This is a genomic window from Bacillus sp. LNXM12-1 (assembly GCF_003004375.1).
GTDB lineage: Bacteria > Bacillota > Bacilli > Bacillales > Bacillaceae > Bacillus.
Genome location: NZ_PVWX01000004.1, coordinates 68,039 through 82,220, shown reverse-complemented (window position 1 = coordinate 82,220; position 14,182 = coordinate 68,039). Strand labels below are relative to the sequence as shown.

Genomic DNA, 14,182 nt, shown 5'->3' with positions numbered 1-14,182 from the left:
GAAAGGAATCGTTTTTTCTATTTCAACATCGGCGCAAACAAGCTGTGATGATATTTTCCTTCGGCATCTGCCTTCACTTGATCAAGTATGCTTTCTAACGAAGCCATCACACCCTCTAATGCCTGGCGCACTAAACCTTGTTCAAAAACCGCTAAACTCTCCGGCAATTCATCTTCATCCAACACAAAGAAATGACCATTCGGCAGAACGAGAAGATCAATAATGAGGTCTTCAAATATGACCAGCTGGCCGTTGAACCATGTATTCCCCACAATATTAAAATAAGACCCAAGTTCCTTCCCTTGATCATCCCTCCAGAAGTAAATATTGTAAGGTCGATCCTTCCAATAATAAGCGGTCGTATAGCTCCCTTTTGGAATGGTCAGAGCACCATCACCTGCCCTCATCGTAAACGTGTCTTCGATCTTGTGAAACAGCACAGCCTGCTGCTCCTGTGCGTCTAACAGCTGACAAGTATATTCCACGACCTTCTGATCGTATTTGATTTTCCTCTCGATTACTTCATCCCAACGATCCGCACGTAGCGAAAACAACATGTCACAACTCCCTCTGCATCTAGTTTCTCTCTTTCCAGTATACACCGATTTTTTTTGAAGAAATAAAGGGTTGCTGCATTTACTTATGGAAGACCTATGATGAAGTGAAATAAATGAACGGAATCACGATTCTTGAAAACCTTACACAGCTTGGACAAATCATCCTCATTTTTTGCGGCTATGCCCTTTATTGGCGGCTGGTGAAAACGAAGAGAGAACGAAAGCTTTCTCCTTATGAGCGCATGTTAAAATTCTTTGTTATGTTCGGTTTAATCTCGTGGTTGGTATCATATTGGGCGCTTGTACTGTGGGCATAAATTGAAAAAAGGAAGAGCTGTCCCTGAAGGACGTGCTCTTCCTTTTATTACGAGTGATGTGATGAACCTGCCGGCTGTTCTTTCTGGATAACATATTGATAGCTCTTGACATGCGTCCCATTTTGATTCACAAATTCTTTATCTAGTGCACGCTCAAAGCCCATTCTTTCATATAGACGAATGGCAGCCTGCATTTTATCAGATGTATGAAGATACAGGACATTTTCGCCCCATGATTGCGTAAGTTCAATACTTTTACGTAACAATGACTCTGCAATTCCTTTTCCCCTAACATCGGGATCTACTCCTAAAAACCGGACGATGGCTGATGTAATGCCCATTTCGGGTTTGTCATACGCTTGCTCTGATGACCGAAACATTTGAAGCGTCCCCACGACCTTGCCTTCAAGCTCCGCCACAAGCATCAGCTCCATGTTCGGATTATCTACAGCTGCTGCAAGCGCAGCAGAATAATTTTGCCAGCCTTCCTCTGTAAATTGAGGCTCATACTGTGAATAGGATTTGATTAGTACATGCCTGATCGCTTCATGATCTTCTTTGACTGCTTGACGAATGATCAGCTCTTGCTGCTTCATGTCAGCACCTCCTGTTGTTTATTGCTAGATATACGTATCATGCAAATACTGCATGTCGATGACCTTGTTCTTTTCTCTACTCATTCAATGTAAAGAGTCTCATTCGAAAGATCAATCATTTTGCACGGAATCCATCTTTGAAAATTTCTATTGAAAAGGAACGCTTGATTCATTATGCTGTTTTGAGGAAGTATACGAGGAGTGTAGTGATCATATGAGTTCTTTATCTTATCCCCAAGAATCGAAAAAAAATCGATTTCTCCTTGCTGCATTGCTTGGGTCTTTAACAGCCCTTGCACCGCTTGCAATGGATATGTATTTACCTGCTTTGCCTAATATTGCGCGTGATTTTGAAGCAAGCACGGCTTTGTCCCAATTAAGTCTTATGGCTTGTCTTATTGGACTGGCGCTTGGACAGCTGATTGCAGGTCCTATTAGTGATACGATCGGCAGAAGAAAACCGCTGATGATCGGCTTAATCATTTTTATAGCCTCATCACTTTTATGTACGGTAGTCACATCGATTTGGATGTTCATCCTCTTAAGATTGATTCAAGGGCTCGCTGGTTCAGCTGGCATTGTCATTGCACGAGCCATTGTGCGAGATCATTATGAAGGATCAGAAATGACGAAATTCTTTGCACTGCTGATGTTGGTCAACGGGGTTGCTCCGGCAGCGGCACCTATTGTGGGCGGACAGATTTTACGCTTTACAACATGGCAGGGTGTATTTGTTCTACTAGGAATTCTCGGGGCCTTGATGCTGCTGAGATCCATTTTTTCACTACAAGAAAGTTTACCTGTGGAGCGCAGACAGACTGGGGGCTTTCAACAGATTGTTGGTGCCATGAAAATTTTAGCGAGTGATCGTCTCTTTGTTGGGTATGCCCTCTCGCAGGGTCTTGTATTCGCAGCGATGTTTGCCTATATTTCTGGCTCACCGTTTGTGCTCCAGGATCTTTTCCACCTTTCTCCACAAGGATTTAGTGCTGCCTTTGCAGTGAACAGTCTTGGCATCATCATGGCTGGACAAGTATTTGCCCGTGTCGCTGTAAAAATCGGCGAAGAGAAAGTTCTTCGCATTGGATTGCTGACAGCTGCCTTAGGCGGCGTCACCTTATTTTTGATGATCTCCATTGATGCAGGATTGTATGGCATTCTCATTCCATTGTTTTTTGTTGTCTCAAGCGTCGGAATTGTCGGTACGTCCGCGCCGTCTCTTGCGATGCAGCATCACGGAGCGCATGCAGGAAGTGCAGCTGCCCTTATCGGGGTGGCACAAATGCTGCTAGGCGCATGCATGACACCTCTTGTCGGACTAGCGGGAAGCCAAACAGCCTTTCCAATGGGCCTGATCATTATGCTTTGTGAACTAGGTGCACTTTGCTGTTATTTCTTCTTTGTGGTTCGAGCGAAAAAAAGACCCGCATAAGCGGGTCTTTCATTTATGGCTTGTTCCAATTGATAGTGCGGAACACATTGTTCTGGTCATTGTTGTGATATGCATCTAGGTCAAAGCCTGATAGTCCAAAACCAATTGCCATGATCATTCCTCCGACAACGGTGAAGATGATCCCCCATTTGATGCATTGCTTTTTTAAATCATTCACATTCATATTCTCACGACCTTCTTTTTAAACATTCCCATGAATGCCTTAGTGGTTTGAACAGTCATTTGAACAAATAGCTTTGTCAAATACACCGTGGCTATGCCGCATAATAATCCGACACCTAATAGAAGAATACCCACTCCAACCTGCGTCACCACCACATGCAAACCGTCCTGAAAAATAAATGGAGAACCAATGATGCTCCAAAAACCTCCGAGCAGACCAGTGAGCGTCAATGCACCTGTGACGAGCGGAACGCACCAAACCACCATATAGACAGAAAGAATCAGCAGAAAGACCGTTGCTAAAATACTTCCCCATAACGGAAAGCCCAAAATGAGAATGGAAAGCCTTGTAGCTTTTTCTCCGAACGTCGGCACCTGAGCAGTTTTGATTCCTTGTTCCTTCATAATCCCCTCAGCGATGATTGAAGGCTGACCCACTTGATGAACAGCTTCCTGTTCGCTGTAGCCATCTTCCTGATAATCCTCGATCATTTCATCGTAATATTCGATGAACCGATCACTTTCTTTTTCGCCTAGACGATGCAGGTGCTTCTCTAAGCTGGCTAAAAATTCTTTTTTATTCATTGCCCTGTCCTCCAGAAATAAAGTCGTAAATCGCCATTACTTGATCCCATTCCGCTAAAAACTGCGCCATATGCTCACGGCCGCTATTTGTCATTCGGTAGTACTTTCTTAATCGACTGTTATGTTCCTGGGAATAGGTCTCCACATAGTTGTTTTGCTCTAACCGCTTTAATATCGGATATAATGTCGATTCTGAAATCTCAATACAATGGGACATATCTTTAATAATTTGATAACCATAGGAATCGCCTTTCTTTAATACCGCCAGTACACAGAATTCCAGCAAACCTTTTTTTAATTGTGCATTCATGATTACAACTCCTAACCATTTATACTATACAATACATAGTATGATGTGACAAGAGGTATAGAGCATAAAAAAAGACCCGGTTAAGGTCTTTTCAGGTTTATATATTCACAAATCCTTCTCCGAACACATCACGCACGTCATGGACAACAACGAATGCGTCTCGATCAATTTTCTTGATGATTTTCTTTAGGCGCATGAGCTCTTGCTTTTGAATGACTGCGTAGAGAATCTCCTTCGATTCCTTTGAATAATGACCGCGTCCGTTTAAAATCGTCACGCCTCGATCCAAAGTGTGATTGATTTCTTCAGCAATATCATCTTTGCATGAAGAAATAATCGTTACTGCCTTTTTCGTGTTAAGCCCTTCTATCACGAAGTCCATCACCTTTGTTGCCACGTACAGCATCACAATGGTGAACATTAATTTTTCCGCACCAATAATAAAGTAGGAAGCAAATACGACGATCAGATCAAAGAACAAGATGGCATAGCTCACGTTCCAGTCTAAATACTTGTTGGCAATTCTTCCGAGTATGGCAGAACCCGCCGTTGTACCGCCTGCTCTTAGCACAAGACCAATTCCAATACCGATGATAATTCCTGCGAAAATCGCTCCAATGATCAATTCATGTACATTCACGACCCATGTTGTGGTCAGGTGTAAAAATAGGGAGTTACTTGCGACGGCAACCACAGTATAAATCGTCGTCTTCTTGTCCAAATATTTATAACCCACAAGCAGCAGGATGGCATTAAACACCAGGTTCGTCAGCCATGGTGCAATTTCAAACAAATAATAGAAAATGATGGACAGCCCCGTTACACCGCCTTCACCAAATTCAAGTGGAATGACAAACATGTTCACTGCTGCAGCAAATAAAAAAGAACCAATCAGAATCATAGCCAAATCTTTTACACATTTTTTCAATTTCTTCTTTCCTCCTTTTCTAAGCATATAAAAAACCCTCTTTCTGCACGAAAGAAGACAGTCGTTGGACAAAATAAAAATCAAAAGACAGCGCCTTTTGATGAAGCTTTCTGAAATGAACCTTTCCATAATATATATCTCTTTTTAGAGGCTGTCAATGACTTGGTTTTCTATTATTTTGACTGCATGTTTATGCACCGAAACCCGCATGTTTTCAAGGTTTTTCCGCGATATCATGCTTTTTCCTCTCCTTGACAAAAACACTTTAGTCATTTAAACTACTGCCTCATATCATATCCATCATTTCCAACTAAAAAGGAGGGTGTTCGTTTCCGATGAATCCTATTCAAAGCCGTTTACAGCCTCACGCACCTTTGGTTTTAGACGGTGCACTTGCAACGGAGCTTGAACGAAAGGGCTGCGATTTAAACGATCGTTTATGGTCAGCCAAAATACTCATTGAACAGCCAGAATTGATTCAGCAAGTACACTTGGATTACTTCCAAGCCGGAGCTGACTGTGCCACAACAGCGAGCTACCAAACAACGATTGATGGCTTCGCTGAAAAAGGCTATACAAAAGAAGAAGCCATTGAACTAATGAAACGATCTGTCACTTTAGCAAAAGAGGCACGCGATCTTTTTTGGCAGGATGAAGCGCGTCGTAAAGGGCGGACAAAACCATTTGTCGCAGGATCTGTGGGGCCATTCGGCGCTTATTTGTCTGATGGTTCAGAATATAAGGGAAATTACGGACTCACGGAGCAGGCACTTATTGATTTTCACAGACCAAGAATTCAGGCATTAGTAGAAGCTGGTGCAGACATTCTTGCATGTGAAACGATCCCTTGTCTGATTGAAGCAACGGCTATCGCAAAGCTGCTGCAAGATGAATTCAGTGGTGTATGTGCTTGGATTACTTTCAGCGCGAAGGATGACCTTCATATTAGTGAAGGTGATTTGCTCAGAGAATGTGTACAAGCATTGGAACCTTATGAACAGATCGCTGCTGTTGGTGTAAACTGTACGCCGCCGCAATTTATCTCTTCTCTCATTCAAGAGATGAAAAAGGGGACGAGCAAGCCGATTGTCGTGTATCCAAACTCAGGAGAATTATATGATCCTGAAGAAAAGGTATGGAGCGGGGATACATCTCAGCATACATTTGGTGAATGTGCGCATCAATGGTACAAAGACGGCGCGCATATCATCGGCGGCTGCTGCCGGACGACCCCAGAAGATATCACGGACATCTTAAAACAAACCACATCATAGCACCACGAATCATCACACATACTTCTAAGCAAAAGGGCGGGAAGACATGGAACAAGCAAAAGATCAGTCACAACAATATCAACGAAAAATGACGAGCCGCCACCTGTTCATGCTTTCTCTAGGCGGCGTTATTGGAACAGGGCTCTTTTTAAGCTCTGGGTATACCATCAATCAGGCAGGACCCGCAGGAACGATTCTTGCCTATCTTGTCGGGGCATTAATTGTGTACCTCGTGATGCTCTGTTTAGGCGAGCTATCTGTCGCAATGCCGGTTACAGGGGCCTTTCATACGTATGCAACAAAATACATTGGACCCGGCACAGGCTATACAGTCGCTTGGCTCTACTGGCTGACATGGACAGTGGCACTCGGTTCGGAATTTACAGCGGCAGGCCTTTTAATGCAGCGCTGGTTCCCAGACACATCGGTTTGGATGTGGAGCGGCGTTTTTGCTCTTCTCATCTTTTTACTCAATGCTTTTACAGTTAAGTTCTTTGCAGAATCGGAATTTTGGTTTTCCAGCATTAAAGTAATGGCTATTATTCTCTTTATTATCCTTGGCGGAGCTGCGATGTTTGGCTTGATTCCATTAAAGGGCGGTGAGGCCGCTCCGTTCTTTTCTAACTTCACTGGAGAAGGCGGACTTTTCCCAAACGGCTTTTTACCAATTTTAATGACGATGCTAGCCGTCAATTTTGCTTTTTCAGGTACGGAGTTAATTGGAATTGCTGCGGGTGAAAGCGTCAATCCTGACGAGACCATTCCAAGAGCGATTCGCACAACCGTACTGCGTCTTGTCCTGTTTTTCGTTGGAACGATCGTGGTCTTAGCCGGCTTGATCCCAGTGGAAGAAGCCGGGGTGATCAAAAGTCCATTTGTTGTGGTGTTTGATCGAATCGGGATTCCATATGCCGCAGATTTCATGAATTTTGTCATTTTGACAGCGATCTTATCTGCTGCAAACTCTGGACTATACGCGTCATCCCGTATGCTCTGGTCACTTTCTGAGGAACGGACACTGCCTAAGAAACTTGCAAAGCTGACATCAAAAGGAATTCCTTTGAATGCACTGATTTTAAGTATGATCGGCGGTATTCTTTCTTTGTTATCAAGTGTCATCGCACCCGAAACGGTATACCTTGTCCTTGTTTCGATCTCTGGACTGGCCGTTGTAATCGTGTGGATGGGGATTGCTGCGTCACAGTTGATGTTTCGGAAACGTTTTTTACAGGAAGGCGGACAGCTCCATGATCTTTCCTTTCGAACCCCGCTCTATCCAGTGGTTCCAATTGCTGCCTTCCTCCTGTGTTTTGCATCTGTCATCGGTATTGCCTTTGATCCAAATCAGCGGATTGCCCTCATCTGCGGCATTCCTTTCATCGCGCTCTGCTATGCTGCCTATTATGTGACAGCTTGGATTCAGAAAAAACGAGAAGAACCTGGTGTATAGCACCAGGTTTTTTAAAGTATAAACAACTTGACAAAAAAGGATATCGCTAGCAAAAGAAACACACATTGGTATATGATAGGAATCTATGATTTTCAGGATGAACCAAGGGAGTTGTCACTAATATGGAAATGACCATTACAAGAGCATTAAGTGAACTGAAAATGTTAGATAAGAGAATCAACCGAACCGTTGATGAAGCCGTACTTGGTGGATTGATGATCGGGAAACATATACAGCACGGGTTTCAAAATCAAGAAGAAATCGAAAAAAAGGCGAAGGCTGATGACCAATCGATTCAAGCATTAATCAAACGCCGGAATGCCATCAAATCAGCCATTGTTGTGTCGAATGCGACCACAACAATTGATGTAGCGGGTGTCAGCATGACGGTGGCAGAAGCGATTGAACGGAAGACGTCCATTGAATACGATATTCGTTATTTACGGAAATTAAAAAAGGTGTACACAGAACTAGTAGACAAAGCAGAACAAACCAATGAAGATGTGAAAAAGAGACTCGACCAGCATTTAGAAACCTTGTTTGGAAAAGACGGAAAAACACAAGCGGCTGCCAACCAAGAGATCGTCAAGTCGTTCCTAGCTGAAAATGAGGCAACGATCATCGATCCGCTTCGTCTTCGAGTGAAGATTGAAAAGCTTTCGAACGAAATTGAGGATTTTCAAATGGAAGTTGATTTTTCCTTGTCAGAAAGCAATACACTAACGAAAATACAGATCGATTAATAGATTTTGTTAGTGAGCCGAAAATCGATAGAACTAAACACCTCCGAGGGAAAGGTCATTCCCTCCTCATCTGATCATCTCTGGATGATCCTTGATAAAAGCTCAAAGCTGAAGGTTCAAGGATCAACGTTCAAGTGTGAAAGTTCTTATCCATCAAAGCTCAGAATTAAAAGGTAAACACTCGATCAAATCTGGGAGTCACGGCTCATGAGTGTTTGTTTATCGACTCTTTCGGTTGCCGCCCAGCAGGTTTGCTAACAAAAAGAAAAGGATGTCAAATGATGACATCCTTTTTTCTATGAAAAAAAACGACAGGGCTTTCGCCAAGTCGCCTCTTCCAGCAGATTAGTAACGTGATGTATATGCCAAATGGTATACACTTGTGACATTTGAAGATAGCTTGATGTCGTTTGAAGTGAACGTCACTGGAACGATATCGTAGTAATGTGTAGACCAGCCTGCATTATTGTATGTTTGGTAGCCTGCACCTGCAGGAACTTGAAACGTCAGTGAAAATTGTCCATTTACGTCTGTTGTGCCTGTCGCTGTTTGAGCATATGATTTGATTGCTGCTTCAAAATAAAGCTGGATCGGCTGATTGGGCATGAGATTTCCACTTGCATCTTTTAGTGTTCCTTTAAACGTAGCTGGATAATAAGAACCCACGCGATATTTACTGCCATAGCCGTAATTCACCAATCCACTATCGGCTGCTGTAACACTTGTTACTTGTACAGATGCTGGTACTGCTCCTGTTTCCTCTGCATGTGCAAAGGTTGGGAATACGAGAAGCAATGATAGAAAGAAAGCAAACATCATTTTTTTCATCGATAAATCCTCCTTTTTTTCCTACTATATTACTATCGACATTAATTGGTATTTTTCCAGTAACAAACAAAAGAACTTCCCTTTTTTAGAAAGGGAAGTTCTTCTCTTACTTTTTCACAACAACAACCTTCACCGCTTTGCTTTCTCTTTTTCTCACATCAGAAGCGGTCACATACAAGACTGTTTTGGCTTTTTGCGGTTTTATTTGGGCAGTAAATGCGCCCTTGTTATTCGTTTTCACCGTTTTGATGACTTTCTTTGATTTGTTTTTCACTTTAATGGTCAATCCTGCACCCGCAGTACCTTTGACCGTTTTACTTTTGACCGTTACTTTTCCCACTTTCGGCTTAGCTGGTGCTTTGCCTTTTTTGACGACTGTTTTGAGCGTTGTAGCGGCCTTTCCTTTTGAAATCTTAATGTGAAGGACTTTGTTTTTGTTCTGATGCTTGATCTTCACACTAAAAGTTCCATTTTTGCCTGCTGTGCCTTTTCCAAGCAGGGTTTTGCCTCTATACACAGAAATAGCAGCGCCGGCCTTTGCTTTACCTGTCACCTTTTGATGCTGATCCTCCACTTTGCTCACAGATGCATTCAGTTCGACAGCACTTAAAGCAGCAAATGCATTCAGTCTGCCATGACCTGTCATCCAATCAATACCTGGAATTTTCGGATCGACAATTGGCTCATCGTTTTCATCATAGAAAACGTCATCTTTTCCATCAACAGATGTAAAGGAGATCTTATCTGCTGTGCTTTGCAAGATATTCCTTACTTGATTTGGCTTCAAGGATGGATTTTTAGAAAGCAGTAATCCTGCTGCCGCTGCCACATATGGTGTCGCCATTGATGTCCCGCTCAGATATGAGACATTCCCATCTGGCATTAAGCTTGGAATATCAGATCCTGGTGCAGACATGCTCAGTCCTTTACCGTAGCTTGAGAATTCAGCGGCAATATCCATACGGTTGCTTGCGCCAATGGCCATTGCATACTTTGATGTCGCAGGATAGCCCATTTCTGGAACGCCATCATTTCCACTCGCCACGACCACTAGTACATTTCTTTGAGCCGCGTAGTTCATTGCGTATTCAATCACCCTGCTGTAGTAGCCGCCAAGGCTCATGTTGATGACCTTTGCACCTTTATCCACTGCATGCTTGATTCCAAGTGCAATATGCTCTGTATCTCCAAAGCCATAGGCATCCAGCACCTTCACCGGAATGATGCCCGTATGTTGATTGAGACCTGCCATGGAGTAATGATTATCGGCTTTTGCGGCAATGATGCCGGCAACATGCGTACCGTGTCCATTGTCATCAATCGCATCTTTGTTTCGTCCAATGAGATTCGCACCTAAGTCCGTACGAACAGTCCCGCTTAAATCAGTCAAACGACTGTCTACACCTGTATCCACAACTGCAATCAATGTTTGCTTCATCTTGCTTGTGCCAATCAGTGTATTCATTTGTTCAAACTTCACATCAGCGCCTTTTTTCCCGCTGTTTTGCGCACTGTTTTTCAGTGGCCACTGGTAACCATACTGCACGTCATTGCTAAGTGCACGATACGTTTGAACAGGCTCCGCAAATTCAACATTCGGCATACTGGACAGCTTTCTTGCAGTGCTTTTGATCACAGCTTTGCCTGCTTTTAGTGTCTTCCCAGCTGATTCTTGCCCTGCTGGTACATCATAGACATACATTCCTTTAAACAAAGGACTTACTGACTGCGATGTCACGCGGTTTTCTTGGATTCCATAGCTTTTCATCTTCTTTTTCGCAGATTGAAGCGTTTGGCCATCCTTTAATTTAAAAATGATCTTATTCGTCTTCACTTTCTCTTCTTTTACAAGCTTTTGCTTCTCTAATACATAACCGATCGATTTTCCTTCAAGCTGATCGATTCCAATATTTTGACTCACTGCTTCTAATTCCTTCTTTAAATAGGCAGGACTTGCTCCTTTGAGCATATCAAAAAGGGAACGGATCGCCTGTTGTTCTTTCTCTGTCACGATATGACCGCTAAATGCACCATTTTTCTCTACGTCATTTAGCAGTGACTTTAATGTCAGCAGATGATTGTATACCTTTTGCTGCTCATTTTTTTGTTTGATGAGCTTCAATTTGAGAAATGGCTTTGTCTTTTGGAGCAGGCGACTCAGCTTCTGACCATTTGGTGTTTCATTAAAACGTTTATCTTCAATTGTACGCATCGATTGGAGAATTTCGCGCCCGTACTTTTCTCAATAATAATGATGTCAGGCTCATCGTCTTCAGGGAAAACGGGTTCAGAAGGCGGAAGGTTAGCTCCTTTATACCCAATTGTATAGGCCGCATCCTCTTCCTCATCACGGCTGTCTTCCTCCGACCCTAAATAGAGCACTTTGACAAAATAAGGACCTGACCATGCATGCGGGAAGTCGATCTCTGTCTCTCCACTTGCAGTGTCCACACGATATCTGGAATAAGTGTCATCCTTCATCGCTCTGTCCTTGCTTGGATAGACCGATACGGACAACACTTGTTTACTTTTTACAGAAATTTTCATATGCGTATGTTTTGCCACCTCTTGTGCAGATGGCGTGATTTGGTACCATGACTCTTCCTTTTCATTCTGTAATGTACCTGAAATCACTTCACCATTTTTTAACCCAATGGCTTCATTGACAGTTGTTCCTTTACTGGCAGCTGCTGCCTCATATCCAGGTAATGCCGCCATACAGAGAATGATGGCCATGAGTACGATCACACAGGATTTGACCTGCTTTTTGAACATGAAAAGACCCCCTTATCTTTTGTAATACCTTGGAAGAATATCACAGAAATGCATTTAGTAGAATCTGTTTTTTACATAATTAAACTCGTTTTAAGCTAGGATTTGAGATATCCAGAAAGTATGACAGATAGCTTCATAAACTTTTTGCCATTTCAAACGGAAAATGATGCTATTTAACCATGCCGAAAAGTACATTACAATCAACTTGTAAGCGCTTAACAAACAAGAGAGAAGGGATCAGCTTGTTCCAAAAAGATCATGTTTTCACACAAGTAAACGGACGATCAAAGAATGAGATTTTACAATACATTGCCGAGAAAGCTGAAGACCTTCAGATTACAAACGATCAGGCGGGGTTATTATCCGATTTGTTGACACGCGAAGACGAAGTCTCAACAGGACTTCAGCAAGGCTTCGCCATTCCTCATACAAAAAGCTCCGCTGTACAAACGGCTTCACTTCTATTTTTAGAGTTAGAACAACCGATTGAATGGGGAAGCTTCGACGATTTGCCCACAAGCTATTTATTTACACTGCTCGTTCCATTAGAAGAAGCAAATGTCACACACTTGAAATTACTGTCAGGGATTGCGACAAGCCTCATGGAACCGGCTTTCATCGAAAAGATACAACCAGGTCAAACCGCTGACTATTATTACGAAGTCATTGAACAACAATTGAAAGAGGGGATTACACAATGAAAATTGTCGGTGTCACTTCATGTCCAGCAGGGTTAGCTCATACACCAATGGCAGCAAAGGCGTTAGAAAATGCGGGTAAACAGCTCGGTCACGAGATCAAAATCGAGCAGCAAGGGATTATGGGACAGGTAAATGGCATTACAGCAGAGGAAGCAAAACAGGCAGACCTTTGTATCATTGCCTCAAATCAGCATATCAACGATGCGGAACGTTTCTCAGGCATTCCCACAGTACGTGTCGAGATTGGACGCGCCTTAAAAAATGCCGAGCAAATCATCACAAAAGCCGTAGCACTTGTTGAAAAGAAAAAATCTGAATCTCAATAAACGTGAGCAATGCCATATAGAAAGGAGCAAAGCAAAATGAAAGCAAAATTAAAAGTCATTGAAGGCCATCTCATGACCGGTATTTCTTATATTCTTCCTGTGATCATCGGCGCCTCCCTTATCGTTGGTTTAGCAAAACTAGTCGGATTAGGATTTGGTGTTTCAGATTTAAACGCCTATAAGGATGCCGGCGGCATTTTACACGGCGCCTATTTAATGGAGCAGGTTGGCTGGACAGGCATTGGCTTAATGAACGTCCTGCTCGCTGGATTTATCGCCTATTCGATTGCGGATAAATCAGGTCTTGCGGCCGGCTTCATCGGCGGTGCCCTTGCCAGCTCAACGAATGCTGGATTTATCGGTGCCGTCATTGCAGGCTTCTTCGCAGGATATGTTGCTCTCTTTGTGAAACGAAAAATTCAAATTCAAGGCTCCGCAGCCGGACTCGTTCCTCTGCTCATCTTACCGCTTATAACCGTTGGCTTAACCGGGCTTCTCATGTCCGTTCTGCTGGGCGGACCATTAGGCGCTTTGAACACGGCATTAATTGAATGGATCAAAGGTATGGTCGCTGACGGCACAAGCACACTTGCACTCGCTCTGATTCTAGGTGCGATGATTGGCTTCGACCTTGGCGGACCGGTGAATAAATCCGCTTGGATGGCAGGTAATGCACTCTTCCTATCAGGCGTCTACCTCCCTGCCATCCTCGTCAATATTGCGATTGTCATTCCGCCGCTTGGATACGGGCTTGCGACATTGATTCGAAAACGCAACTTCTCTCCAACCTTTAGAGAAGCCGGACGAGGCGGGCTTGTGATGGGCATTATCGGTATTACGGAAGGGGCGATTCCTTTTACCCTTGTCAATCCTTTGAAATTAATTCCGCTCAATGTTGTCGCGTGTGCTGCTGGAAGCGGGGTCGCTGCATTATTAGGTGTTCATGACATCATGCCGCCAATTGGCGGGCTATACGGCTTCTTCTCAGTCGGAAACTGGTGGGCTTATTTAATCGGAGCCCTCACTGGCGCACTCGTCATCGGTATTGGCGCCAACCTGCTTGTGAATTTCTCTGAGAAAAAAGAGCCAAAAACGCCAGAACATGACCAGAAGCAGAAAGAAGAAGACGATTTTGACCTTGTGCTAGAAGGATAATTTGAACATAGAAAGGTGTCGT

Annotated in this window: 15 protein-coding genes and 1 pseudogene; 8 read left to right on the top strand and 8 right to left on the bottom strand. The window is 43.3% G+C overall.

The features are described from left to right. Nucleotides 1-17: 17 nt before the first annotated feature. Nucleotides 18-557 (bottom strand): ribonuclease FAU-1 family protein, encoded by a 540-nt coding sequence (locus C6Y07_RS15205; protein ID WP_106156993.1) that lies wholly within the window; start codon nucleotides 555-557, stop codon nucleotides 18-20. 113 nt (nucleotides 558-670) lie between these two features. Between C6Y07_RS15205 and C6Y07_RS15200 the strand changes: the two genes are divergently transcribed. Continuing rightward, the gene (locus tag C6Y07_RS15200) at nucleotides 671-874 is read left to right on the top strand and encodes a hypothetical protein (protein WP_060595455.1); all 204 of its coding nucleotides are present in this window, start codon (nucleotides 671-673) and stop codon (nucleotides 872-874) included. A gap of 47 nt (nucleotides 875-921) precedes the next feature. Here C6Y07_RS15200 and C6Y07_RS15195 read toward each other — a convergent pair whose 3' ends face one another. Continuing rightward, on the bottom strand, nucleotides 922-1,470 hold the full coding sequence (locus tag C6Y07_RS15195; protein ID WP_066031383.1) for a GNAT family N-acetyltransferase: 549 nt from the start codon (nucleotides 1,468-1,470) through the stop codon (nucleotides 922-924). A 214-nt stretch (nucleotides 1,471-1,684) separates the two neighbouring features. Here C6Y07_RS15195 and C6Y07_RS15190 point away from each other — a divergent pair, with 214 nt between their 5' ends. Further along, nucleotides 1,685-2,902 (top strand): multidrug effflux MFS transporter, encoded by a 1,218-nt coding sequence (locus C6Y07_RS15190; RefSeq protein WP_066031384.1) that lies wholly within the window; start codon nucleotides 1,685-1,687, stop codon nucleotides 2,900-2,902. A 13-nt stretch (nucleotides 2,903-2,915) separates the two neighbouring features. On the opposite strand, the gene C6Y07_RS19000 is transcribed toward C6Y07_RS15190, so the two are convergent. The 4 genes from C6Y07_RS19000 to C6Y07_RS15175 all read right to left on the bottom strand — a co-directional run bounded on the left by C6Y07_RS19000 (nucleotide 2,916) and on the right by C6Y07_RS15175 (nucleotide 4,908). After that, a complete protein-coding gene (locus tag C6Y07_RS19000; RefSeq protein ID WP_181185465.1) occupies nucleotides 2,916-3,086 on the bottom strand; it encodes a hypothetical protein in 171 nt (56 codons plus the stop codon). After that, nucleotides 3,083-3,670, bottom strand: a complete 588-nt coding sequence (locus tag C6Y07_RS15185; protein ID WP_106037051.1) for a DUF1700 domain-containing protein — start codon at nucleotides 3,668-3,670, stop codon at nucleotides 3,083-3,085. The genes C6Y07_RS19000 and C6Y07_RS15185 overlap by 4 nt, the downstream gene beginning before the upstream one ends. Continuing rightward, on the bottom strand, nucleotides 3,663-3,980 hold the full coding sequence (locus C6Y07_RS15180; RefSeq protein ID WP_034664309.1) for a PadR family transcriptional regulator: 318 nt from the start codon (nucleotides 3,978-3,980) through the stop codon (nucleotides 3,663-3,665). The genes C6Y07_RS15185 and C6Y07_RS15180 overlap by 8 nt, the downstream gene beginning before the upstream one ends. A gap of 97 nt (nucleotides 3,981-4,077) precedes the next feature. Beyond that, the gene (locus C6Y07_RS15175) at nucleotides 4,078-4,908 is read right to left on the bottom strand and encodes a YitT family protein (RefSeq protein WP_034664484.1); all 831 of its coding nucleotides are present in this window, start codon (nucleotides 4,906-4,908) and stop codon (nucleotides 4,078-4,080) included. Between the two features lie 335 nt (nucleotides 4,909-5,243). On the opposite strand from C6Y07_RS15175, the gene mmuM reads away from it, so the two are divergent. From mmuM to C6Y07_RS15160, 3 genes are all read left to right on the top strand, one after another. Further along, nucleotides 5,244-6,182 (top strand): homocysteine S-methyltransferase, encoded by a 939-nt coding sequence (gene mmuM / locus C6Y07_RS15170; RefSeq protein WP_060595451.1) that lies wholly within the window; start codon nucleotides 5,244-5,246, stop codon nucleotides 6,180-6,182. Between the two features lie 46 nt (nucleotides 6,183-6,228). After that, entirely contained in the window at nucleotides 6,229-7,632 is a 1,404-nt protein-coding gene (mmuP, locus tag C6Y07_RS15165; protein ID WP_060595450.1) for an S-methylmethionine permease, read from the top strand. Between the two features lie 122 nt (nucleotides 7,633-7,754). Continuing rightward, on the top strand, nucleotides 7,755-8,375 hold the full coding sequence (locus C6Y07_RS15160) for a hypothetical protein (protein WP_034664315.1): 621 nt from the start codon (nucleotides 7,755-7,757) through the stop codon (nucleotides 8,373-8,375). A gap of 345 nt (nucleotides 8,376-8,720) precedes the next feature. Here the strand turns inward: C6Y07_RS15160 and C6Y07_RS15155 are convergent, their stop codons facing one another. Both C6Y07_RS15155 and C6Y07_RS15150 read right to left on the bottom strand, forming a co-directional pair. Then, nucleotides 8,721-9,203, bottom strand: coding sequence for an Ig-like domain-containing protein (locus C6Y07_RS15155; protein ID WP_060595449.1), 483 nt, complete (start codon nucleotides 9,201-9,203; stop codon nucleotides 8,721-8,723). 106 nt (nucleotides 9,204-9,309) lie between these two features. Further along, a pseudogene (locus tag C6Y07_RS15150) lies at nucleotides 9,310-11,978 on the bottom strand (S8 family peptidase). Between the two features lie 179 nt (nucleotides 11,979-12,157). Here C6Y07_RS15150 and C6Y07_RS15145 point away from each other — a divergent pair. Genes C6Y07_RS15145 through C6Y07_RS15135 form a run of 3 tightly spaced genes read left to right on the top strand, consistent with a single transcriptional unit; the run spans nucleotide 12,158 to nucleotide 14,160 of the window. Continuing rightward, complete coding sequence (locus C6Y07_RS15145; RefSeq protein WP_223250468.1) at nucleotides 12,158-12,679, top strand: PTS sugar transporter subunit IIA; 522 nt, start codon at nucleotides 12,158-12,160, stop codon at nucleotides 12,677-12,679. Beyond that, the gene (locus C6Y07_RS15140; RefSeq protein ID WP_007498438.1) at nucleotides 12,676-13,005 is read left to right on the top strand and encodes a PTS fructose transporter subunit IIB; all 330 of its coding nucleotides are present in this window, start codon (nucleotides 12,676-12,678) and stop codon (nucleotides 13,003-13,005) included. The genes C6Y07_RS15145 and C6Y07_RS15140 overlap by 4 nt, the downstream gene beginning before the upstream one ends. A 36-nt stretch (nucleotides 13,006-13,041) precedes the next feature. After that, nucleotides 13,042-14,160, top strand: coding sequence for a PTS fructose transporter subunit IIC (locus C6Y07_RS15135; protein WP_034664325.1), 1,119 nt, complete (start codon nucleotides 13,042-13,044; stop codon nucleotides 14,158-14,160). Nucleotides 14,161-14,182: the final 22 nt, after the last annotated feature.